We start from the raw sequence: 21,876 nt of genomic DNA on the forward strand, positions 1-21,876 counted from the left end.
GCGGCACGCCGATGAGTGACTGTACGGACGCGGCGGACGCCGCCCCCTGGCCCGTCACCGGCCCCCGCATCGCCCGGCTCGCCCGGCAGCTCGAAGGCGCCCGGGACGCCGCCGCCCGGTCCGCGCTGACCGAGGCGTTCTGGGCCGAGGCCGCCCACGCCGGCACCCCCCTCGTCGAGGAGCTCGACGACGCCCCCGGCCACCGGGCCGTCACCTTCCTGTGGCGCGGCCACCGCGCCACCCGCCGGGTCCTGCTGCTGGCCCCCGGCATCGGCGACCCCGACCGGCTCGCCGGCTCGCTCCTCCACCATCTGCCGGGCACCGACGTCTGGTACCTCGGCTACCGGCTGCGCGCGGACCACCGCGCCTCCTACCGGATGGTGGCCGACATCTCCGCGGGGCCCGCCCCCACCGATCCGGCCCTGTTCCAGCAGCGGCTGCTGGCGCTGCGGGCGCACGCGGGGGCCGACCCGCTCAACCCGGACCGGATACCGGCCCGTTGGCGTACGGCGCAGGGCTCGGTCCTCGCCCTGCCCGAGGCCCCGCCCCAGCCCTGGAGCGCCCGGCGGAGCGGCATCCCGTGCGGCACGGTCGAACGGCACACCGTCGCGGCGGGTGTCCTGGGCGTGGAGCGGGACGTCTGGGCGTACCTGCCGCCGGGCCGGGACCCCGGCCCGGAGCGGCGGGCGGAAGCGGTGCGGGGGACGGAAGCGGTGCGGGGAGCGCAACCCCTGCTCGTCCTCTGCGACGGCGACATGTGGTTCGGCCGCCTCGGCCTCCACGACACCCTGGACGCGCTGATCGCCGACGGGGTCCTCCCGCCGCTCGTGGTCCTCGCCCCGGACGCCGTCGACCCCGTCACGCGCAGGCTGGAGCTGGGCGGGCGGGAGAGCTACGCCTCCTTCCTCGCCGATGAGGTGGTGCCCTGGGCGAGCGCCCGGTGGTCGCTGACCGCGCGGCCGGAGTGGACCGTGGTCGCCGGTCAGGGGCTCGGCGGGATGACCGCGCTGTACGCCGGTCTCACCCGGCCCGAACGGTTCGGCGGGGTCGTCGCGCAGTCCCCGTCCCTGTGGTGGCGGCCGGAGCTCGTACCCGGGGTGCCGGCCCCGGACGCGGTCGGGACACCCTGGCTGGCCACCCTCGCCGCCGGACTCCGCGACGGCCTCCTGGAAGGACGAGAAGGGCGAGAAGGACGGGAGGGGCAGGAAGAAGCGCCCGGAGCCGTCGTCCACTTCGATGTCGGCCTGCACGAGGGTGCCCTGGCGGAACACAGCGAGGCTCTCCAGGCGGTGCTCCGTGCCCGGGGTCACCGGGTGACCCGTACCGTCCACAACGGCGGCCACGACTACGCCTGCTGGCGCGGGTTCCTGGCCGACGCCCTGGTGAAGCTGCTGGGCGCCGACCTTGACGTGGACGCGGCGAAGTTCCATGGTGGGACGGATCCGGCCGTCAGGGGGTGTCCGGCGGACCGGGACCAGACGCTCCCCAGGCCGGCCGCAAGGTGACGACCGGCCCCGCCACGAGGTGACCGGCGGCCCAGGTGACGGCCAGCCCCGCCACGAGGTGACCGGCAGGTCCGCCACAAGGTAAAGCGTTAAGAAAGTCCCCAATTGCACGGAACCGTCGCGTTGTCTCAGGCCTCTCATCCTTCAGCAGTTTGTATGGCCTTGGGATAAAACGACCGCAGATGGGGACGACATGCGCGACATCAATCGAAGGGGACTGCTCGGCGCGGGGCTCGGTACCGCCGCCGCGATCGGACTCGCCGGCTGTGGTTTCTCCAGTTCCTCCGGCTCGGCGGAGGGCGGCCGGTCCGATGACGGCAGCGGTGCCGGCAAGGGCGACACCGGCAAGGACGGTACGGGCAGCGGAAACGGTTCCCCGAAGAAGAAGGCCCGGCTGATCGGTGACGGCTCCACCGCCGACACCGGAAAGCAGCCCCACCAGCCCGCCGCCCCCGTTCCGCTCGAACCCGGCCAGGCGCCGCCGCAGTTCGTGATCTTTTCCTGGGACGGGGCGGGCGAGGTCGGCAACGGGCTCTTCCCGCGCTTTCTCAAGCTGGCCAAGGACCACGACGCCGCGATGACCTTCTTCCTCTCCGGGATCTATCTGCTGCCCGAGTCGAAGAAATCCCTCTACCGTCCCCCGAACAACCCCCGCGGCGCCTCCGACATCGGCTATCTCACGGATGATCACGTCAAGGACACGCTGACGTACGTACGTCAGGCCTGGCTGGACGGCCACGAGATCGGCACCCACTTCAACGGGCATTTCTGCGGCGGTTCCGGTTCCGTCGAGCGCTGGACCTCCGCGCAATGGCAGAGCGAGATCGATCAGGCTGTGTCGTTCGTCACGGAATGGCGGACCAATACCGGCTGGGAGGACGAGGACCCGCTGCCGTTCGACTACCGGAAGGAATTGATCGGCGGCCGCACTCCCTGTCTGCTCGGCCAGGACAATCTCCTGCCGACCGCGAGCAAACTGGGCTGGCGCTACGATGCCAGCTCGCCCGGCGGCCGTCAGACGTGGCCCGTGAAGCGCGGCGGTGTCTGGGACCTCCCGCTCCAGGCGATGCCGTTCCCCGGGCACTCCTTCGAGGTCCTCTCGATGGACTACAACATCCTCGCCAACCAGTCGAAGAATTCGACCAAGGGCATGCCCTCGCGTTATCCGGGCTGGCGCAAGCAGGCCGCCGGTGCCTATCTCGCCGGTTTCGAGCGCGCCTACACGACGAATCGCGCGCCCTTCTTCATAGGCAACCACTTCGAGCAGTGGAACGGCGGCATCTATATGGACGCCGTGGAAGAAGTGATCAAGAAGACCGCCGGCAAGAAGGACGTACGGCTGGTCTCCTTCCGGCAGTTCGTCGACTGGCTCGACGTACAGGATCCCGCCGTCCTCACCAAGCTCCGCACCCTGGACGTCGGACAGGCGCCCGCAGGTGGCTGGAACTCCTTCTTTAAACAGGCTTGACAAGGGGCTTTACGGGCACCGAGGGGGGTGCGGGAGATCGCCGGAACTGCCATGCGAAACTTTTCACATGAGCTTTGGCCGTGCGTCCCGACGCCGCTTCACCCTGCTCGCCGCCACCGCCGTGGCCGGTGCCCTGACGCTGTCCGCTTGCGGGGACGGCAACAAGGCCCAGGGCGGCGGCAACACCAACTTCATCACCGGCAGCGGGGGCATCTCCACCGTCGCGAAGGGCGAGCGGCCCGACGCTCCGAAGCTCACCGGCACCGGACTGGACGGCAAGCCGCTCGACCTCGCCGACTACAAGGGCAAGGTCGTCGTGCTCAACGTCTGGGGCTCCTGGTGCGGCCCCTGCCGCCTGGAGGCGAAGTACTTCGCGCAGGTCTCCGAGGAGACCGCCGACCAGGGCGTCCAGTTCCTCGGGATAAACACCCGGGACGCGCAGCCGGACCCCGCGGTGAACTTCGAGAAGGACTACGGGATCACCTACCCGAGCTTCTTCGACCCGATCGGCAAGCTCATCCTCCGCTTCCCCAAGGGCACCCTGAACCCGCAGGCCATCCCCTCCACGGTGGTCGTCGACCGGGACGGGAAGATCGCGGCCCGCACGCTCCAGCAACTGGACGACAAGCAGCTGCGCGAGATGATCGACCCGATCATCGCGGAGAAGTGATCCGGTGATCCCGCTCGCCGCCCACCACGGGACCGCCCTGCTCGCCGGGCACGAGTCCACCGTGACGCTGGCCACGGCCAACGAGACCGTCCTGACCGGCACCCTGCTGCTGTCGCTGCCCATCGCACTGCTGGCCGGTCTCATCTCGTTCTTCTCGCCCTGCGTCCTGCCGCTCGTCCCCGGCTATCTGAGTTACGTCACCGGGATCAGCGGCACCGACCTGGCCGAGGCCCGGCGGGGCAGGGTCGTGACGGGTGCCGCGCTGTTCGTCCTCGGTTTCACCGTCGTCTTCGTCTCGGGCGGTGCGCTCTTCGGCTTCTTCGGCCGGGAGCTCCAGGTGCACGCCGAAGTGATCAACAAGGTCCTCGGCGTTCTGATGATCCTCATGGGCGTCTTCTTCATGGGGTTCCTGCCGGGCGTGACACAGCGCGAGTTCCGCATCCACAAGAAGCCGGTGGCCGGGCTGGCCGGGGCGCCGCTGCTGGGAGCGCTCTTCGGGATCGGCTGGACGCCCTGCATGGGCCCGACGTTCGCCGCCGTGAGCACGCTCGCGTTCAACGAGGGCACCGCCGGACGTGGCGCGATACTGACCGTCGCGTACTGTCTCGGACTCGGCGTCCCGTTCATCCTGGCCGCGGTCGCCTTCCGCAAGGCGCTTGGCGCGTTCGGTTGGGTCAAGCGCCACTACGCATGGGTCATGCGGATCGGCGGCGGCATGATGATCGTGACCGGAATCCTGCTGCTGACGGGCGTGTGGGCGACGCTCATGCAGCAGATGCAGAGCTGGTCCAGCGGCTTCGTTGTGGGGATCTGAGTTCATGAGCAAGACGAACGGCACGGACACCGGCGCTCGTACGGATGTCCCTGCGGACGAGCGCGAGCAGGAGCGAGTCAACACCGCGGCCGGTGACCGGCTCTCCACCGCGCCGCGCGAGGAGACCATCGAGGCCGGAGCGGGCGTCCCCGCGATGGGGGTGATCGGCTGGATCCGCTGGTTCTGGCGGCAGCTCACCTCGATGCGGGTCGCGCTGATCCTGCTCTTCCTGCTCTCCCTCGGCGCCATCCCCGGCTCGCTGATCCCGCAGACCAGCGTCGACGACTTCAAGGTCCAGGAGTTCAAGGACCAGCACACCACCCTCACGCCGATCTACGAGAAGCTCCAGCTCTTCGACGTCTACAGCTCGGTGTGGTTCTCCGCGATCTACATCCTGCTGTTCGTCTCGCTCATCGGCTGCATCGTGCCGCGCACCGGCCAGTTCGTCGGCCAGCTCCGCAGCCGCCCGCCGGGCGCCCCGAAGCGGCTGACCCGGCTGCCCGCGTACACGACCTGGCGTACGGAGGCGGAGCCCGAGGCGGTCCGTGAGGCGGCCCTCGGCGTGCTGGGCAAGCGGCGGTTCCGGGCCCACACGGTGGGTGACGCGGTCGCCGCCGAGAAGGGCTACCTCCGCGAGGCCGGGAACCTGGTCTTCCACATCGCCCTGATCGTGATGCTGGTGGCCTTCGCCGCCGGGCAGCTCTTCAAGTCCGAGGGCGGCAAGCTGGTCGTGGAGGGCGGCGGCTTCGCCAACACGCTCACCCAGTACGACGACTTCAAGTCCGGCTCGCTCTACGACCCGGACACGATGGCCCCCTTCCACTTCTCCCTGGACGACTTCGTCGGTACGTACGAGGAGAGCGGCCCGCAGCGCGGCACCCCCCGCACCTTCGAGGCCCGGGTGACGTACACCGAGGGCGTCGAGGGGCCCGAGCGCAAGGGCGTCATCCGCGTCAACGAACCGCTCGTCGTGGACGGCACCAAGGTCTATCTGATCGCCCACGGTTACGCCCCCGTCGTCACCGTCCGGGACGGCCGGGGCAAGGTCGTCTCGCGGAGCTCCGTACCGCTGCTGCCGATCGACAACAACATCACCTCCACGGGCGCGATCAAGGTGATGGACGGCTACCGCGACAAGAAGGGCACCAAGACGCAGCTCGGCTTCAAGGCGTTCTTCGTGCCGACGTTCGCGGGCGAGGGCAAGGGCCAGATGTTCTCGCAGTTCCCGGGGGCGGAGTACCCGGTGCTGGCGCTGAGCGCGTACACCGGCTCCCTCGGCGTGGACTCCGGGCTGCCGCAGAACGTGTACCAGCTCGACACGTCCAAGATGAAGGAGTTCAAGAACGAGGACGGCGAACTCCTCAAGAAGATGCTGCGCCCCGGCGAGAAGCTGGAGCTGCCCGACGGGGCGGGGTCGATCACCTTCGACGCCGTCGAGGAGTGGGCCAGCTTCCAGATCTCGCAGCAGCCGGGCAACGGCTGGGCGCTCGGCGGCTCCATCGCCGCCATCGCCGGACTCGCCGCCTCGCTGTTCATCCAGCGCCGCCGGGTGTGGGTGCGGGCGGTCCGGGGCCCGGACGGGGTGACCGTCGTGGAGATGGCGGGCCTGGGCCGCAGCGAGTCCGCGAAGCTCCCCGAGGAGCTGGGCGACCTCGCGGCCGCCCTGATCACGACGGCGCCGGTCGCCCCGGCCTCCCCGGCGGCGTCGGCGGTCCCGGCCGCGTCGGCCGCCGAGCAGAAACCGGACACGCCCGCGTCCGCAGAAGATGGACGGGGCGCACCCGACGACGCCACCAACGAGGCCGGGACCCGGCCCGTACACCCTGCCGAAGCACCTTCCGAAGGGGCTGAGAAGTGAATCTCGCCGCCGCAACGAACGAGAATCTGGCGGAGATCAGCAATGTGCTGATCTATTCGTCGATGGCCGTCTACACCCTGGCCTTCTTCGCACACATCGCGGAGTGGGTCCTCGGCAGCCGCAGCAAGGTCGGCCGCACGGCCGCCGCGCTGTCCGGCTCCGCGGCCGGTGGCTCGGCCGCCGCCCCCCAGGTGGTCACCCAGGCCGGTGGCACCGCCGTACTGGAGCGGCCGAAGGTCGTCACCCGTGCCGCCGCCGGAACCCGTGACGTGCCCGACGGGCCGGGTGCGGCGGGCGGCACGTTCAAGGGCGACCTGTGGGGCCGGATCGCGGTCTCGCTGACCGTGGTGGCCTTCGCCGTGGAGGCGGGCGGGGTCATCACCCGCGCCCTCTCGGTGCAGCGGGCCCCCTGGGCCAACATGTACGAGTTCTCGATCACCTTCTCCACCGTGGCGGTCGGCGTCTACCTGCTGCTGCTCGCGCTGAAGAAGAACGTCCGCTGGATGGGCCTCCCCCTGGTCACCACGGTCCTGCTGGACCTCGGTCTCGCGACGACGGTCCTCTACACCGAGAGCGACCAGCTGGTCCCCGCGCTGCACTCGTACTGGCTGTGGATCCACGTCTCGACCGCGATCATCTGCGGCTCGGTCTTCTACCTCGGCGCGGTCAGTACGGTCCTCTACCTCTTCCGCGACAGCTACGAGAACAAGATCGCCTCCGGCGGCACGCCCGGGAAGTTCGCCACCTCGGTCATGGAGCGGCTGCCCGCGGCGTCGTCGCTGGACAAGTTCGCCTACCGCGTCAACGCGGCGGTCTTCCCGCTCTGGACGTTCACGATCATCGCGGGCGCGATCTGGGCGGGCGACGCCTGGGGCCGGTACTGGGGCTGGGACCCCAAGGAGGTCTGGTCCTTCATCACCTGGGTCGCCTACGCCGCCTATCTGCACGCCCGCGCCACGGCCGGCTGGAAGGGCCGCAAGGCCGCCTACCTGGCCCTGATCGCCTTCGGCTGCTGGCTGTTCAACTACTACGGCGTGAACATGTTCGTCACCGGTCTGCACTCCTACGCCGGGGTCTGACCCGGCCGGTACAGCGCCCGGGGTCTGACCCGGCCGGTACAGCGCGCCCCGGGCGGGTCTCCGTCCGGGGCGCTTGCGTGCCGTCAGCCCAGCGGAGTGTCCAGGACCGCCTTGCGGTGGCTGAACGTCTCCAGGGAGTAGCGGCCGTGGTAGCTGCCCATGCCGCTCTCGCCGACCCCGCCGAACGGCAGGTCCGGGACGGTCAGATGGGCCAGCGGCAGCCCGATGCCGACCCCGCCCGACGACGTCTCGGCCAGCAGCCTCTCCCGTACGGCGGGGGAGTCGGTGAACGCGTACAGCGCCAGCGGCTTGTCCCGGTCGTTGATGAAGCCGATCGCCCCGTCCAGGCCGTCCACCGTCACCAGCGGCAGGATCGGGCCGAAGATCTCCTCGCCCATCACGGGCGCGTCCGGCGCGACATCGGCCAGCACGGTCGGCGCGATGTACTTCGTGCCCCGGTCGTGGGCGCCGCCGGTCACCGTACGGCCGGAGTCCAGCAGGGCCGTCAGCCGGTCGAAGTGGCGCTCGTTCACGATCCGCCCGTACTCGGGGTGGTCCGCCGGGTCCGGCCCGAACAGCCCCTCCACGGCGGCCGCCAGCGCCTCCGCGAGGGCCGGGGCGGTCTCCGGGTCGGTCAGGACGTAGTCGGGGGCCACACAGGTCTGCCCGGCGTTGAGGAACTTGCCCGAGGCGAGCCGCCCCGCCACGGCCTTCAGGTCCGTACCCCGGTCGACGAAGACCGGGGACTTGCCGCCGAGCTCCAGCGTGACCGGGGTCAGGTTCTTGGCGGCGGCGGCCATGACGATCCGGCCGACCGTGCCGTTGCCGGTGTAGAAGATGTGGTCGAAGCGCTGCTCCAGCAGGGCGGTGGTCTCCTCCACCGCGCCCTCCACGACCCCGACCGCGTCCGTGTCCAGGTACTGCGGCAGCAGCCGGGCCACGGCGGCGGAGGTCGCGGGCGCCAGCTCGCTGGGCTTGACCACCACGCAGTTCCCCGACGCCAGCGCGCCCACGACCGGGGCGAGCAGCAGCTGCACCGGATAGTTCCAGGGCGCGATGACCAGGACGACCCCGAGCGGGTCCAGCACGGTGTGCGCGGTGGCCCCGGTCGGCGCGAGATGCGGCGGTACGGGGGCGGGTTCGGGCCGCAGCCAGCCGTCCAGGTGCTCCAGGGTGTGGTCGATCTCCCGGACCGTGAAGTCGATCTCGGTCCGGTACGCCTCCTTGCGGCTCTTGCCCAGGTCGGCGCGGAGGGCGGCGGCGAGGTCGTCACCGTGCTCGGTGAGCAGGGCGCGCAGCCGCTCCAACTGGCCGGTGCGCCAGGAGAGCTCCTTGGTGCGGCCGGTACGGAAGGTGACGCGGAGGCGGGCGACGAGCTCGGCGGGAGTCTCGGAGGGTGCCTCGGTGGGGGTGGCGGGCATGTGGGGGCTCCTCAGGAGGTTCACGCGTGCCCATAAAAGAAGGTCACGCGTGTGGTGCCTGTGTTACCCCTTCGAGGATGGCCGAGGCCGGCCCCGTGACGCGCCCACCGCGCCGGTCGGAAAGATCACCCGCGCCGGTCGGAAAGATCACCCCTGCCGGGAGGAACAGCCGTCAGGAAGTGGGCGGGGTCTTGTCCTCGGGGCCCGAGCCGCCGTCGCGGCGCTTGAGCTCCTCCTCGCGGCGGCGCAGGTCCGCCTCCCAGTCCTTGAGGTCCGCGGAGTCCTTCGTGCTCTTCTCGCCCGCCGGGGCCTCGTCCTTCGTCCCGCTCGTCCCGTTCGTCTCGTTCTTGTCGTCCTTGAGCGACTTCAGGAAGTCGGGGTTGTCGTCCGGGGCCACCCACTGGGTGCGCCTGCCCCGCTGCCAGGAGGAGGCGCCGACGCCTCCGGCCGCGTTGTGGCGTGCCTTGCCCGCGACGAGCCAGACGACCGGGCCGACGATCCAGAACAGCAGGATGATGAAGACCCAGGCGATCTTCGGCAGATGCTTGGTGTCCTCCTCGGAGGTGTTCAGGCAGTCGATGAAGGCGTAGATCGTCAGAGCCAGCGGGACGATGAACATCAGGGCTCTCATGGCGCGTCCCCCAGTGAGCGGCGGCGGGGTTCGGTGTTCCCCGGTGTCGCGGCCAGGGTACCGGCTCGCCGCCGGGGAGCCGGGGCCCGGAGCCGGACTTCCCGGGTGGAGGGCGGACTTTCGGAGCGGCGGGGCGGACTTCCGAGCGGGAGGGGCAGGCTTTCCGAGCGGGAGGGGCGGACTTTCCGGCCACGGGGCCGGGGGAGCCCCGGCGGGGCGGCGCGGGTGGGGATGACAAACTGGACCGCATGGCTTACGACGATCTCCGCTCCCTGCTCCGGGCTCTTGAACGCGATGGTGATCTCAAGCGCGTCAAGGCCGAGGTCGATCCTCACCTGGAGGTCGGCGAGATCGTCGACCGGGTGAACAAGGCGGGCGGCCCCGCCCTGCTCTTCGAGAACGTCAAGGGCTCCTCGATGCCCCTGGCCATGAACGTGTTCGGCACCGACCGGCGCCTCCTCAAGGCGCTCGGGCTGAAGTCCTACAGCGACATCAGCGACAAGATCGCCGGGCTGCTCAAGCCGGAGCTCCCCCAGGGCTTCGTCGGCGTACGGGAAGCCTTCGGCAAGCTCGGCTCGATGGTCCACGTACCGCCGAAGAAGGTGAAGTCCGACGACGCGCCGGTCCAGGAAGTCGTGCTGAAGGGCGATGACGTCGACCTGGAGAAGCTGCCCGCGCTCTTCACCTGGCCCGGCGACGGCGGCTCCTTCTTCAACCTGGGCCTCACCCACACCAAGCACCCCGAGACCGGCGTACGGAACCTGGGGCTCTACCGCCTCCAGCGCCACGACAAGCGCACCATCGGCATGCACTGGCAGATCCACAAGGACTCCGCCAACCACTACCAGGTCGCCGCCCGGCGCGGTGAGCGGCTGCCCGTCGCCATCGCGTTCGGCGCGCCGCCCGCCGTGACGTACGCCTCCACCGCCCCGCTGCCCGGGGACATCGACGAGTACCTGTTCGCCGGGTTCGTCCAGGGCAAGCGGATCGAGATGGTCGACTGCAAGACCGTGCCGCTCCAGGTCCCGGCCCAGGCCGAGGTCGTCATCGAGGGGTGGCTGGAGCCGGGGGAGATGCTGCCGGAGGGCCCGTTCGGGGACCACACCGGCTTCTACACCCCGCAGGAACCGTTCCCCGCACTGACCATCGACTGCGTCACCATGCGCAAGCGGCCGCTGATCCAGTCCATCGTGGTGGGCCGCCCGCCGACCGAGGACGGGCCGCTGGGCCGGGCCACGGAGCGGTTCTTCCTGCCGCTGCTGAAGATCATCGTGCCGGACATCGTGGACTACCACCTCCCCGAGGCGGGCGGCTTCCACAACTGCGCGATCGTCTCGATCGACAAGAAGTACCCGAAGCACGCGCAGAAGGTGATGAGCGCGATCTGGGGTGCGCACATGATGTCGCTGACCAAGCTGATCGTGGTCGTCGACGCCGACTGCGACGTCCACGATCTGCACGAGGTCGCCTGGCGGGCGCTGGGCAACACCGACTACGCCCGCGACCTCACGGTCACCGAAGGCCCGGTCGACCACCTGGACCACGCCTCGTACCAGCAGTTCTGGGGCGGCAAAGCGGGCATCGACGCCACCCGGAAGCTGCCCACGGAGGGCTACACCCGGGACGGCGGCTGGCCCGAGATGGTCGAGTCCGACCCGGAGACGGCGGCCAAGGTCGACCGCCGCTGGAAGGAGTACGGGCTGTGAGCAGCGCGGCAGAAGCGGCGGCGTCGTCCGTCCCCGGGGCCGCGCCTTCGAGCAGCAAGGTCAAGTCCTTCCTCCGGCTGGTGATGATCGAGCACTCGGTCTTCGCGCTGCCCTTCGCCTACATCGCCGCGCTGACCGCGATGTTCCGGCTGGACGGCACGATCCACTGGGGCACCCTGCTGCTCGTGACGCTCGCGATGGTGGGGCTGCGGACCTTCGCCATGGCCGCCAACCGGATCATCGACCGGGAGATCGACGCCCGTAATCCGCGTACGGCCGGGCGTGAGCTGGTCACCGGGGCGGTGTCCGTACGGTCGGCCTGGACGGGGGCGCTCGTCGCGCTCGTCGTCTTCCTGGGCGCCGCCGCCCTGCTCAACCCGCTCTGCCTCGCGCTTGCGCCGCTGGCCGTCGTGCCGATGGTGGTCTACCCGTACGGCAAGCGGTTCACGAACTACCCGCACGCCATCCTGGGGCTGGCCCAGGCCATGGGGCCGGTCGGCGCGTGGCTCGCGGTGACCGGCTCCTGGTCGTGGGACGCGGTGATCCTGGGGCTGGCGGTCGGGATCTGGATCGGCGGCTTCGACCTGATCTTCGCCTGCCAGGACGTCCAGGCGGACCGGGCCCACGGGGTGCTCTCCTTCCCGGCGCGCTTCGGGATCCCGGCCGCGCTCTGGGGCGCGCGGGTGTGTCACGTGGTCACGACCGGGCTGCTGGTCTGGTTCGGGCTGGCCACGGACGCGGAGGTCTTCTACTGGATCGGCATGGCGGTCGTCGCCGTGGCGTTCGTCTACGAGCACCGCGTGGTGCGGCCGCACGACCTGTCCCGGCTGAACCGCGCCTTCTTCTCGGTCAACGGCTTCATCGGCATCGCGCTCTTCGCCTGCGCGCTGCTGGACCTGCTGGTGCGCGGCCTGACCCCGTAGGCCCTGACCCCGTAGGCCCGGGCCCTGTAAGTCCGGGCCCCGTAAGTCCGGGGCTCCTGCGTCTCAGACCGTGACCAGGTTGTCCGGGCCTCGGCGCGACGGCGGGCGGCGGAAGAAGAAGGCCGCCGCCACGCCACCTATCAGGCCGAAGAGGTGGCCCTGCCAGCTGATGCCCGAGTCGGTGGGCAGGACGCCCCAGAGCAGCGAGCCGTAGACCACGGCGACGCCGATGCCTATCAGGACGTCCCAGGGGCGGCGGTCCACGAAGCCCCGGACCAGCAGATAGCCCAGCAGTCCGAAGACCACGCCGGAGGCGCCGAGCGTCACCGTGTACGCCGGGGCGGTCAGCCAGACGCCCACGCCGCTGACCACGATGATCGTGGCGACGACGGCGGCGAACCGGCGCAGTCCGCCCAGGGCGGCTATGAAGCCGAGCACCAGCAGCGGGACGCTGTTGGAGGCGACGTGCTCCCAGCCGCTGTGCAGGAACGCGGCGGGCACCACATCGCGCAGCTCGGCGATCTCGCGCGGGCTGATGCCGTAGGTGTCCAGGGCGTTTCCGGTCAGCACGTCGATGCCTTCGAGGAGCCACAGCAGGGCGACCCAGCTCACCATCAGGATCCCGGCCGTGAGCGCCCGCGCGCTGCCGGTCGTCCTGGAGCCGGTGTTGTTGTGGTGGTGGTCGGTGTTCCAGTAATCGCCCATGGTCTGCCCCTGCCCCCGGGTTGCCCGTCATCTGTGGAACGTCCCGGGGCGCCGCCCGGTTCCGGGTGCGGGGCGTGGAGGCGTGCCGGATAGGCTCGCAGATGTGGAATCCGGGACTTCAGTGACTCATCAGCAGCGGCGGCCTTGGATTGTCGGGGTGTCCGGTGCTTCGGGGACCCCGTTCGCGGCAGCCGTCCTGCGGGGGCTGCTGGCGGGCGGCGAGAGCGTGGATCTGGTGGTGAGCCGGGCCTCGCGCCTCACCCTGCTGGACGAGACGGGCATCGCCTTCCGGGACGGGCACTGGCGCGAGGACCTGCGCTGTTGGCTGGCGCGCGGCGCTGACGGGAAGCCGGACACCTTCGCGGTGGGCGATGCGGAGCTGGAGCGCGTACGCCACTGGCCGGCCGGTGATCTGGCCGCCGGGCCGTCCTCCGGGTCGTACCCGGCGAAGGGGATGCTCATCGTGCCGGCCTCGACGGCCTGTGTGGCCGGAGTGGCGCTCGGTCTGTCGAAGGATCTGCTCCAGCGGGCCGCGAGCGTGACGCTCAAGGAGCGCCGCCCGCTCGTCGTCGCGGTGCGCGAGACCCCGCTGAGCGGCCAGACGCTGAAGCAGATGGTGGCCCTGGACGAGGCGGGTGCGGTCGTGCTGCCCGCCTCACCGGCGTTCTACGCGGGCGCGACGCACATCCAGGACCTGGTGGACTTCGTCGCGGGGCGGGTGCTGGACGCGGCCGGGGTGGAACACCGGCTGTACCGCCGCTGGGAGGGAGAGCTCGGTGGCGGCTCCCGCAGCCCGGGTCGGTAATAAGGGGAGCGGGTCAGCGCTTCTTGGTGGTGCGCGGGGCGCGGGTCTTGTCGACGCGGTGGGCGGCGGCGGGCTGGTGGGCACGCGAGCGGTTGGCCAGGTCCTGCAGCTCGCGCATCCGGGCGTAGGCCATCTCGATCGTGTACACGGTGAAGTTCACTCCTGAAGATTCGAAAGCTTTTCTTGGATGTTCTAGAAGATTTGCAGGGTGTGAGCCCCGCATGCCTTAGATTCTACACGTAAACTCGCGGTACTGCTGAACAATGGAAGGTTTCAGTCATATGGACGCGGTGGACAGGCAGCTCATCCAGGCCCTCAGAGAGAACGGCAGGGCCTCGTACGCCGAGCTGGGACGGCTCGTAGGGCTCTCCGGGCCCAGCGTCACCGACCGCATCAACCGGCTGGAAACCGCCGGTGTCATCACCGGTTACCGCGCCACCGTCGACTCGGCCTCGCTCGGCCTCGGCGTCACCGCGCTGATCGGGATCTCGCTCTCCGACGCCGCCGACCACGAGGACGTCGCGCGCCGCCTCAAGGACCTCGCGGAGATCGAGGACTGCTGGTTCATCGCGGGTGACGACTCGTACATGCTCAAGGTCCGGGTCGGGGACGTGGACGGCCTGGAGAAGACGATCCGCCGCCTGAGCGGCACGAAGGGCGTCTCCCGGACCCGTACGACGATCGTGCTCTCCACCAAGTGGGAGAACCGGGTCGGGGAACTTCCGGAGGAGTCGTAGGCGCGGAGCGCCGTAAAGGGGGCCCCTCCCGCCCGAAGGGTGGGGGAGTACGGTTGGCGGGGTCTGTTGTACGGAGGAATGGAGGCGGCCAGGTGGACGCGGGACTCAAGCGCGAGCTGGAGCAGAAGGTCCGGGCCGGCGAGCGGCTGACCCGCGAGGACGGGATCGCGCTGTACGCGTCCGACGACCTGGCCTGGCTCGGCGGGCTGGCCCACGAGGTGCGCACCTGTAAGAACGGTGACGTCGTGCACTTCAACGTCAACCGCCACCTCAACATGACCAACGTGTGCACCGCCTCGTGCGCGTACTGCTCGTTCCAGCGCAAGCCGGGCGAGAAGGACGCGTACACGATGCGGATCGAGGAGGCCGTCGGCCTCGCCAAGGCGATGGAGGGCGAGAACCTCACCGAGCTGCACATCGTCAACGGCCTCCACCCCAACCTCCCGTGGCGTTACTACCCGCGCTCGCTCAGCGCGCTGAAGGAAGCCCTGCCGAACGTGGCGCTGAAGGCGTTCACGGCGACGGAGATCCACCACTTCGAGACGATCTCGGGCCTGAGCGCCTCCGAGATCCTCGACGAGCTGATCGCGGCCGGTCTGGAGTCGCTGACCGGCGGCGGCGCGGAGATCTTCGACTGGGAGGTCCGCCAGCACATCGTCGACCACCGCACCCACTGGGAGGACTGGTCGCGCATCCACCGCCTCGCGCACGAGAAGGGGCTCAAGACCCCGGCGACGATGCTGTACGGGCACATCGAGGAGCCCCGTCACCGCGTCGACCACGTGCTGCGGCTGCGCGAGATGCAGGACGAGACCGGCGGCTTCCAGGTCTTCATCCCGCTGCGCTACCAGCACGATTTCGTGGACATGAAGGACGGCAAGGTCCGCAACAAGCTCCAGGCGCGCACGACGATGGCGACCGGCGCCGAGGCGCTGAAGACCTTCGCCGTCTCCCGTCTGCTGTTCGACAACGTGCCGCACGTCAAGGTCTTCTGGGTGATGCACGGCGTGCAGACCGCCCAGCTCGCGCTCCAGCACGGCGCGGACGACATGGACGGCTCGGTGGTCGAGTACAAGATCACGCATGACGCCGACGACTTCGGTACGCCGAACAAGCTCGGCCGCGAGGACCTGCTGGACCTGATCCGCGACGCCGGTTTCCGGCCGGTGGAGCGGAACACGCGGTACGAGATCCTGCGCGAGTACCCGGGCCCGGAGGCGGACCGGCGCGAGTCGCCGCAGCCGATGCGGGTCTGAGGCACCCCCGCTTCGTACGAGGCGCACCCGTCGATCTCCGGAAGCCCCGGCCGCTGCCCCGGCCGGGGCTTCCGTGTGTTCGAGGTCAGGTTGAGTCACTCGCTGAGTAATGGTTACTCTCGCTGAATGACGCTTACCTTCGAGCTGGATCCCGCGTTCTCGCCCGCCCTGCGCGACGGCATCACCGCCCTCTGGGCCGACGTGACCAACGCGGGCGGCGCCGTCGGATTCGTGCCGCCCGTCACGGCCGAGGAGATCCGGCCCGAGCTGCTCAAGCACCTGGTCGCCATCGAGCAGGGCCGCACCCGGCTGCTGGTCGGCCGCGACGAGGACGGCGCGGTCGCCGCCACCGCCTTCCTCGCCCTCAACGACCACCGGCTGATGAAGCACTGGCTCTGGCTCTACACCGTCATGGTCCACCCCCGCCTCCAGGGCCAGGGGTGCGGACGCGATCTCATGGCTGCCGCAGCCGACGCGGCTCGTTCCCTCGACGGCATCGAGGCGATCCGCCTCACCTGCCGGGGCGGCACCGGCGCCGACCGCTTCTACACCGCCTGCGGCTACAAGGAGGTCGGCCGGGTCCCGGACGCCATCCGGGTCGCCCCGGGCGACGACCGCGACGATGTCGTCATGCTGCTCCCGCTCGGCCGGGTGGCCCTCTCCTCGCCCGGCCCGGGAACCCCCTGAACCCTGAGAATTCGGGCCATGCTTCACTGGACGGGCAGGACTGTGCCGAGTGTTCGTGGGATTCGTGGGAAGAGAGAGGGTCAGCCGTGTCCGCTGCCAAGCCGAGCGCAATGATCCGGTACACGGCATTGCGCCTGTTGATCTTCGTCGGCTGCTTCTTCGTCGCCGGTGTCGCCGTCCACTTCGGGCTGATCCCCTCCGGGCTCGGTGGCTCCAACGTCGTCTGGGTGATCCTGCTCGGCCTCGTCCTCTCCGCCCCGCTCAGCTACGTACTCCTGCGCAAGCAGCGCGACGAGATGTCCGCACAGATCGTCTCCACCGTCGACCGGACCAAGGCCCGCCTCGACGCCAACCGCACCCGCGAGGACGCGGTTCAGTAAGCTTCCTCACACCCGCCGAAAGCCCCGGCCCGGAGCGCGCACCGCTCCCATGCCGGGGCTTCGGCGTTTCTCCGGCCGTTGGGCCGTTTGGGGTGGCCCGCCCCCTGTCTCATGGTCAAAGAAAGGCTTTGAGGATCTCAAAGTTCAAGTGTTAACGTGTTCGACATGAAGACAGTAGTGCGCCTCCGTCATGCCGCGAGCCCCCCGCTCGTGGCGCGCCTGCATGTCGATCTCTGCCGCTGTATGTCCGCGGTCTGTTGCCGCAACGTCTGATACGGCATCATGCAGCGGCGCCGCCCCCGACGCGGGCGCCGCGACCCCGTCCCCGTTCCATCGCACGACCGTACGTGTGTCCTCGTACGTCCCGATGCGTCCCCCACTGGAGTGTGTCCGTGTCCGCGAATTCCGCGTCCGCAGCCCCCGAGGCCGAGCAGCCGTCCACCGGCTCCGGCCCCGGTTCACGTATACCCCGGGTCCCTTTCTGGGCCCAGATCGTCGCCGGTCTGATCCTCGGTGTCCTGCTCGGCTGGCTCGCCCGTTCCTTCGACGTCTCCTGGCTCATCACCACGCTCGACAAGGTCGGCTCGATCTTCGTCCAGCTGCTGAAGCTGGCCGTCGCCCCACTGGTCTTCTTCGCGATCCTGGTGTCGATCACCAACCTGCGCAAGGTCAACAACGCCGCCCGGCTGGCGACCCACACCCTGCTCTGGTTCATGATCACATCGCTGATCGCGGTCGCCATCGGCCTCCTCATCGGCCTGCTGACCAACCCCGGCTCCGGCACCGGCCTGACGCCCAAGGACGGCGAGCTCCCGCAGCGCACCGGCAGCTGGATCGACTTCCTGACCGGCATCATCCCGAGCAACGTGATCACGCCGTTCACCGACCTGAACGTGCTCCAGATCGTCTTCATGGCGGCCGTCGCCGGTATCGCGGCCCTCAAGCTCGGCGACAAGGCCCAGCCGATCCTGACGCTCAGCCAGTCCATCCTGGAGCTGCTGCAGAAGGCCCTGTGGTGGGTCATCCGCCTCGCCCCGGTCGGCACCGTCGGCCTCATCGGCTACGCCATCGCCACCTACGGCTGGGATCTGATCGGCAAGTACGCCACGTTCACCGCCGACGTCTACATCGGCTGCCTCCTGGTGATGTTCGGTGTCTACCCGCTGCTCCTTGCCACCGTCGCCAAGGTCAGCCCGCTCCAGTTCTTCAAGGGCGCCTGGCCCGCGATCCAGCTCGCCTTCGTCTCCCGCTCCTCGGTCGGCACCATGCCGGTCACCCAGCGGGTCACCGAGCGCCTCGGCGTTCCGAAGGAGTACGCCTCCTTCGCCGTCCCGTTCGGGGCGACCACGAAGATGGACGGCTGCGCCGCGATCTACCCGGCACTGGCAGCGATCTTCATCGCGCAGATCTTCGACGTCCAGCTCGGCATCGGTGACTACGTGCTCATCGCCTTCGTCTCGGTGATCGGCTCGGCGGCCACCGCCGGTCTCACCGGCGCGACGGTCATGCTGACCCTGACCCTCTCCACGCTGGGCCTCCCGCTGGAGGGCGTCGGCCTGCTGATGGCCATCGACCCGATCCTGGACATGATCCGCACCGCCGCCAACGTGACCGGCCAGGCGCTGGTCCCGGTCCTCGTCGCGGCCCGCGAGAAGATCCTCGACCACGACAAGTACAACTCGGCCTCGGCCTCCCCGATCGACGCGTTCGGCTCGTCCGACGACGACGCGGCCGCCGGCCGGGACGGAATCCACGACGCGGAACCCAAGGCGGCGGTCCCGGCCACCGCCTAGCGGCAGCCGACTCCGTCCGTACGGCCCTGAGCGCCCCTGGCCCGCCTCATCGCGAGGCGGACCAGGGGCGCTTCCGTGCAGGAGGCGGCTCAGGACCGGTCAGGGGCTGTGGAAGGTGACCTCCGGATGGTGCGGGGAGGGGCCGTCCAGCAGCGGGGCCGTACGGCCGCGCAGGTGCCGGTCGAGGAAGGCCGCCACATAGGTGCGGGTGATCGTGGTCGAGCGGGCGGCGGAGAGCGGGAACTCCGGGTCCTCCAGGCCGAGCTGCTCGCCGAGTTCCGGGGTGTCCGTGAACGTGAAGTGCCCCGAGTCCCGCACGGTCAGCCAGCGCTTCCAGCCGTCCAGCCGGGCCCACCCCTCGTCCCAGGACCTGTCCTCGCCGCCGGGCCGGTGCCCGGCGTCGGTCCCCAGCATCAGGAACGGCCGCCCGTCGAGCCCCGAGGCGGGGGCCGGGTCGAAGAACGTGCCGTCCATGTTGACCCCGGCGTCGACCCGGCGGTCGGCGGCCATCGTGGACGCGGCCGCGTTGCCGCCGATGGAGTGGCCCGCCATGCCCACCCGGCGCGGGTCGATCGTCCGCGCGTACCGCCAGGAGGGGCGCGGCCCGGTCAGCCGGTCCAGCAGGAAGGAGACGTCGGCTGCCCGCCCGGCGGAGACGGCCGCCCACACCTTGTCCCGTGCTGCCGCGTCGGGCTGGGCGGACAGGTGTTCGCAGGCGGCACAGGTGAGGAGCCGCCCGTCGGGCAGCTGCGTACCGGTCGACTCGTACGGATGGTCCACGCTCGCCACGACGTAACCGCGGCTTGCCAGGTCCTCCGCGAGCCCGGTGAGGGTGGTCCGGGGCGCGCTGAACCCGGGAGAGAGCACGACCAGCGGGAACCGCCCCCGGACGGGTCGGGCGTCCGTACGGGCGTGGGTCCGGGTGGCGCCGACGACGGCGGGCGGAACGACGCCCTCCAGCCCGCGCTGCTTGAGCATCAGCCGCGCCTCCTCCGTCGTCATGTACGGAGCCGGGGCGCCGCCGCTGCCGGGGCGGGCCGGGTAGTGCAGCGACACCAGCAACTGCCGCGCCCCCGCTGAGGGCACCCACGGATCGGGCCGCCCGTGGTCGGTCAGGAAGACGGTGTCCCGCCCGATGGCGTGCGGCCCGGTGGGCCGGGGGAGCGCGAGCGCCGGCGCGGCGGGCACGCCGACGGAAGCCAAGACGGCGGCCGCCGGTGCGGGCGCGACTGCGGATGCCGATGCGGGCGGGGCCGCGGATGCCGATGCGGGCGGGGCCGCGCCGATCAACGCGGTCAGCGCTGCGAGTGCGGTCAGGGCAGCGGCAGCAGCGGCAGCAGCGGTTCCGGCCGGTCTGGCGCGAAGGGAGATCGTCATGGCGGCCACGCTAGGCGGGGGCACCGGCCGGCCGCGTCTGACTGCGGGTGGACCCGACAGGGGGGACTGAGGGGGGACCTGCGGGGGGCCGAGGTGGACTTGTGGGGGACGGAGGGGCCACCCGTGGGGGAGATCGGGGGCGGCGGCCTCGGCGGACCGGCCCTCCAGGCCATGCGTCCGGACCGGGCTCCGGACCGGGCTCCGGACGAGCCTTGCGGCCAGGGCTTCCAGATCGGGCTTCCGGCCAGGGCTTCCGGACAGGGCCGCCGTGGCCTCGGAACCGGGCTTCGGAACCGGTCCTCCGAACGAGGCTTCCAACGAGGCCTCCGGACGGGGGGCTTCCGGGCCGAAGACGATCGCTCCGTACGACGGTGGGCGCCCCCGCGCCGTACCCTTGCCGGGGAGCAGGACCGTGGGGTGGGGAGGAAGTCGACGTGGGTGCTGTGAAGAGCAAACGGATGCCGCGCGCCGTGCGTGAGCGGCAGATGATGGACGCCGCGGTGCAGACCTTCGGGCAGCGCGGATACCGGGCTGCCTCGATGGACGAGATCGCGGAGCTGGCGGGCGTCTCCAAGCCGTTGGTCTACCTCTACCTGCACTCCAAGGAGGACTTGTTCTCCGCCTGCATCCGCCGAGAGGCGCAGGCCCTGGTGGAGGCGGTACGGGCCGGGGTGGATCCGGAGCTGCCCGCCGACGGCCAACTCTGGTCGGGGCTGCGGGCGTTCTTCACCCACACCGCCGAGAACCCGGACGGCTGGGCGGTGTTGCACCGACAGGCGCGCTCGCACGGGGAGCCGTTCATCAGCGAGGTCGTGGTGATGCGCAACGAGATCGTTGCGTTCGTGACGGGCCTGATCGGCGCCGCCGCCCGCGAGGCGCACCGCGACCCCGCCCTCGCGGACCGGGACGTGGCGGGCCTCGCACAGGCACTGGTCGGCGCCGCCGAGTCGCTGGCGGGCTGGGCCAACGACACCCCGGGCGTCTCGGCGAAGGAGGCCGCGGCGACCCTGATGAACTTCGCCTGGGCGGGCCTGGAGAACCTGATGCACGCCCGCCCGTGGCAGCCTCCGGCGGACGTCTCGTAAGGGACAAGAGCGCGGTATCGCCCAGCACCGGAATCCCGCCCTGGTCGGCAAGGCAACCTCGGCAAGGCAACCTCTACAAGACCGCCCCTAGGGGGTGTCCGCAATGTGGGTTGGTCGTTGGTCCGTTCGTGGTGCGTCGTCATGAAGTGACTGATCAGGCTTGGGCGGTGATCGGGCCGTTGTTGGCTCCGCCTCGGATGGGCCGTCCGGTGCGGGACCGGAGGCAGGTCCTCAATGGGATCCTGTGGAAGCTGTCCACGGGGGCTGCATGGCGGGACCTGCCGGAGCGGTACGGGCCGTGGAAGACGGTCTACGAACGGTTCCGCCGCTGGTCGGCGGACGGGACGTGGGACCGGATCCTGGCCCGCGTCCAGCAGCACTCGGATGCGGTCGGCGAGGTCGACTGGACACTTGTGTGTGTCGACTCGACGGTCGTGCGGGCCCACCAGCACGCGGCCGGGGCCCGAAAAGGGGGCCCTGGACCGGTGAGGCACTCGGCCGGTCCCGCGGCGGGCTGAGCACGAAGATCCATCTCGCCTGCGACGGGCAGGGCCGGCCGCTCGCCTTCACGATCACGGGCGGGAACGTGAACGACTGCACGCAGTTCGAGCCGGTCATGGCCCGCATCATCATCAAGCGGGACGGGCCCGGCCGGCCCCGCACCCGGCCCGACCGGGTGGCCGGCGACAAGGGCTACAGCTCCCGCAAGATCCGCGCCTACCTGCGAAAACGCGGAATCGGGTGCGTCATCCCCGAACGCACCGACCAGATCAACGGCCGCCGACGACGCGGCGAGACACCATGCCGCCTCGACCGCACCGCCTACCGACGCCGCAACGTCATCGAACGCTGCTTCAACAAACTCAAGCAGAACAAAGCCCTCGGTGAGGTCGACTCGGGGCGCCCTGCTGATGTTTCCACCAGTGGGTCTCCCCGAGCCGCCTCCCGAACCCGGCGTGCCCGTCTCCGGGCACCG

General features: G+C 70.4%; 20 protein-coding genes and 1 pseudogene. 16 read left to right on the forward strand and 5 right to left on the reverse strand.

Annotation, left to right across the window (positions count from 1 at the left end; all coding sequences use genetic code 11):
- Positions 1–11: 11 nt before the first annotated feature.
- The 6 genes from fes (at position 12) to ccsB (ending at position 7,394) form a co-directional block, all read left to right on the forward strand.
- A complete protein-coding gene (gene fes, locus ACFW9Z_RS34695; protein WP_384647387.1) occupies positions 12–1,505 on the forward strand; it encodes an enterochelin esterase in 1,494 nt (497 codons plus the stop codon).
- 193 nt (positions 1,506–1,698) lie between these two features.
- A complete protein-coding gene (locus ACFW9Z_RS34700) occupies positions 1,699–2,973 on the forward strand; it encodes a hypothetical protein (protein WP_384647389.1) in 1,275 nt (424 codons plus the stop codon).
- Between the two features lie 67 nt (positions 2,974–3,040).
- Positions 3,041–3,643 carry a TlpA family protein disulfide reductase gene (locus ACFW9Z_RS34705; RefSeq protein WP_384647392.1) on the forward strand — a complete coding sequence of 201 codons (603 nt, stop codon included), beginning with the start codon at positions 3,041–3,043 and terminating at the stop codon, positions 3,641–3,643.
- A 4-nt stretch (positions 3,644–3,647) separates the two neighbouring features.
- A complete protein-coding gene (locus ACFW9Z_RS34710; protein WP_384647394.1) occupies positions 3,648–4,457 on the forward strand; it encodes a cytochrome c biogenesis CcdA family protein in 810 nt (269 codons plus the stop codon).
- A gap of 4 nt (positions 4,458–4,461) precedes the next feature.
- Positions 4,462–6,315, forward strand: coding sequence for a cytochrome c biogenesis protein ResB (locus tag ACFW9Z_RS34715; RefSeq protein WP_384647396.1), 1,854 nt, complete (start codon positions 4,462–4,464; stop codon positions 6,313–6,315).
- On the forward strand, positions 6,312–7,394 hold the full coding sequence (gene ccsB / locus ACFW9Z_RS34720; protein ID WP_384647398.1) for a c-type cytochrome biogenesis protein CcsB: 1,083 nt from the start codon (positions 6,312–6,314) through the stop codon (positions 7,392–7,394). The genes ACFW9Z_RS34715 and ccsB overlap by 4 nt, the downstream gene beginning before the upstream one ends.
- Positions 7,395–7,477: 83 nt before the next feature.
- Here the strand turns inward: ccsB and ACFW9Z_RS34725 are convergent, their stop codons facing one another.
- A complete protein-coding gene (locus tag ACFW9Z_RS34725) occupies positions 7,478–8,815 on the reverse strand; it encodes an aldehyde dehydrogenase family protein (protein ID WP_384647400.1) in 1,338 nt (445 codons plus the stop codon).
- Positions 8,816–8,987: 172 nt separating this feature from the next.
- Complete coding sequence (locus ACFW9Z_RS34730; protein WP_384647403.1) at positions 8,988–9,446, reverse strand: PLD nuclease N-terminal domain-containing protein; 459 nt, start codon at positions 9,444–9,446, stop codon at positions 8,988–8,990.
- Positions 9,447–9,694: 248 nt separating this feature from the next.
- Here ACFW9Z_RS34730 and ACFW9Z_RS34735 point away from each other — a divergent pair, with 248 nt between their 5' ends.
- Positions 9,695–11,152: a menaquinone biosynthesis decarboxylase gene (locus tag ACFW9Z_RS34735; protein ID WP_384647406.1), complete on the forward strand. Its 1,458-nt coding sequence runs from the start codon at positions 9,695–9,697 to the stop codon at positions 11,150–11,152.
- A complete protein-coding gene (gene mqnP / locus ACFW9Z_RS34740; RefSeq protein WP_384647408.1) occupies positions 11,149–12,075 on the forward strand; it encodes a menaquinone biosynthesis prenyltransferase MqnP in 927 nt (308 codons plus the stop codon). The genes ACFW9Z_RS34735 and mqnP overlap by 4 nt, the downstream gene beginning before the upstream one ends.
- A gap of 63 nt (positions 12,076–12,138) precedes the next feature.
- Here mqnP and ACFW9Z_RS34745 read toward each other — a convergent pair whose 3' ends face one another.
- The gene (locus ACFW9Z_RS34745; RefSeq protein WP_384647411.1) at positions 12,139–12,780 is read right to left on the reverse strand and encodes a rhomboid family intramembrane serine protease; all 642 of its coding nucleotides are present in this window, start codon (positions 12,778–12,780) and stop codon (positions 12,139–12,141) included.
- Positions 12,781–12,901: 121 nt separating this feature from the next.
- On the opposite strand from ACFW9Z_RS34745, the gene ACFW9Z_RS34750 reads away from it, so the two are divergent.
- The gene (locus ACFW9Z_RS34750; RefSeq protein WP_384647413.1) at positions 12,902–13,585 is read left to right on the forward strand and encodes a UbiX family flavin prenyltransferase; all 684 of its coding nucleotides are present in this window, start codon (positions 12,902–12,904) and stop codon (positions 13,583–13,585) included.
- 13 nt (positions 13,586–13,598) lie between these two features.
- Here ACFW9Z_RS34750 and ACFW9Z_RS34755 read toward each other — a convergent pair whose 3' ends face one another.
- Positions 13,599–13,745 (reverse strand): hypothetical protein, encoded by a 147-nt coding sequence (locus ACFW9Z_RS34755; protein WP_018512700.1) that lies wholly within the window; start codon positions 13,743–13,745, stop codon positions 13,599–13,601.
- Between the two features lie 121 nt (positions 13,746–13,866).
- Here ACFW9Z_RS34755 and ACFW9Z_RS34760 point away from each other — a divergent pair, with 121 nt between their 5' ends.
- From ACFW9Z_RS34760 to ACFW9Z_RS34780, 5 genes are all read left to right on the forward strand, one after another.
- Complete coding sequence (locus ACFW9Z_RS34760; RefSeq protein WP_010063935.1) at positions 13,867–14,322, forward strand: Lrp/AsnC family transcriptional regulator; 456 nt, start codon at positions 13,867–13,869, stop codon at positions 14,320–14,322.
- A 92-nt stretch (positions 14,323–14,414) separates the two neighbouring features.
- Positions 14,415–15,578 (forward strand): aminofutalosine synthase MqnE, encoded by a 1,164-nt coding sequence (gene mqnE, locus ACFW9Z_RS34765; protein ID WP_384647415.1) that lies wholly within the window; start codon positions 14,415–14,417, stop codon positions 15,576–15,578.
- Positions 15,579–15,704: 126 nt separating this feature from the next.
- On the forward strand, positions 15,705–16,265 hold the full coding sequence (locus tag ACFW9Z_RS34770) for a GNAT family N-acetyltransferase (RefSeq protein ID WP_384647417.1): 561 nt from the start codon (positions 15,705–15,707) through the stop codon (positions 16,263–16,265).
- Positions 16,266–16,351: 86 nt separating this feature from the next.
- A complete protein-coding gene (locus tag ACFW9Z_RS34775; RefSeq protein ID WP_384647419.1) occupies positions 16,352–16,645 on the forward strand; it encodes a DUF4229 domain-containing protein in 294 nt (97 codons plus the stop codon).
- A gap of 392 nt (positions 16,646–17,037) precedes the next feature.
- On the forward strand, positions 17,038–18,438 hold the full coding sequence (locus ACFW9Z_RS34780) for a dicarboxylate/amino acid:cation symporter (protein ID WP_384647421.1): 1,401 nt from the start codon (positions 17,038–17,040) through the stop codon (positions 18,436–18,438).
- Positions 18,439–18,537: 99 nt separating this feature from the next.
- On the opposite strand, the gene ACFW9Z_RS34785 is transcribed toward ACFW9Z_RS34780, so the two are convergent.
- On the reverse strand, positions 18,538–19,815 hold the full coding sequence (locus tag ACFW9Z_RS34785) for an alpha/beta hydrolase family protein (protein WP_384647423.1): 1,278 nt from the start codon (positions 19,813–19,815) through the stop codon (positions 18,538–18,540).
- A 434-nt stretch (positions 19,816–20,249) separates the two neighbouring features.
- Between ACFW9Z_RS34785 and ACFW9Z_RS34790 the strand changes: the two genes are divergently transcribed.
- Both ACFW9Z_RS34790 and ACFW9Z_RS34795 read left to right on the forward strand, forming a co-directional pair.
- On the forward strand, positions 20,250–20,900 hold the full coding sequence (locus ACFW9Z_RS34790; RefSeq protein WP_384647425.1) for a TetR/AcrR family transcriptional regulator: 651 nt from the start codon (positions 20,250–20,252) through the stop codon (positions 20,898–20,900).
- A gap of 197 nt (positions 20,901–21,097) precedes the next feature.
- A pseudogene (locus ACFW9Z_RS34795) lies at positions 21,098–21,876 on the forward strand (IS5 family transposase); the annotation flags it as partial.

It is taken from the genome of Streptomyces sp. NPDC059452, assembly GCF_042750035.1.
Taxonomy (GTDB): domain Bacteria; phylum Actinomycetota; class Actinomycetes; order Streptomycetales; family Streptomycetaceae; genus Streptomyces.

Bases quoted from the DNA above. Each gene is read 5' to 3' on its own strand.
- fes (WP_384647387.1), top strand. From the start codon at position 12: ATGAGTGACTGTACGGACGCGGCGGACGCCGCCCCCTGGCCCGTCACC.
- ACFW9Z_RS34700 (WP_384647389.1), top strand. From the start codon at position 1,699: ATGCGCGACATCAATCGAAGGGGACTGCTCGGCGCGGGGCTCGGTACC.
- ACFW9Z_RS34705 (WP_384647392.1), top strand. From the start codon at position 3,041: ATGAGCTTTGGCCGTGCGTCCCGACGCCGCTTCACCCTGCTCGCCGCC.
- ACFW9Z_RS34715 (WP_384647396.1), top strand. From the start codon at position 4,462: ATGAGCAAGACGAACGGCACGGACACCGGCGCTCGTACGGATGTCCCT.
- ACFW9Z_RS34725 (WP_384647400.1), bottom strand. From the start codon at position 8,815: ATGCCCGCCACCCCCACCGAGGCACCCTCCGAGACTCCCGCCGAGCTC.
- ACFW9Z_RS34730 (WP_384647403.1), bottom strand. From the start codon at position 9,446: ATGAGAGCCCTGATGTTCATCGTCCCGCTGGCTCTGACGATCTACGCC.
- ACFW9Z_RS34735 (WP_384647406.1), top strand. From the start codon at position 9,695: ATGGCTTACGACGATCTCCGCTCCCTGCTCCGGGCTCTTGAACGCGAT.
- ACFW9Z_RS34745 (WP_384647411.1), bottom strand. From the start codon at position 12,780: ATGGGCGATTACTGGAACACCGACCACCACCACAACAACACCGGCTCC.
- ACFW9Z_RS34760 (WP_010063935.1), top strand. From the start codon at position 13,867: ATGGACGCGGTGGACAGGCAGCTCATCCAGGCCCTCAGAGAGAACGGC.
- ACFW9Z_RS34770 (WP_384647417.1), top strand. From the start codon at position 15,705: ATGACGCTTACCTTCGAGCTGGATCCCGCGTTCTCGCCCGCCCTGCGC.
- ACFW9Z_RS34785 (WP_384647423.1), bottom strand. From the start codon at position 19,815: ATGACGATCTCCCTTCGCGCCAGACCGGCCGGAACCGCTGCTGCCGCT.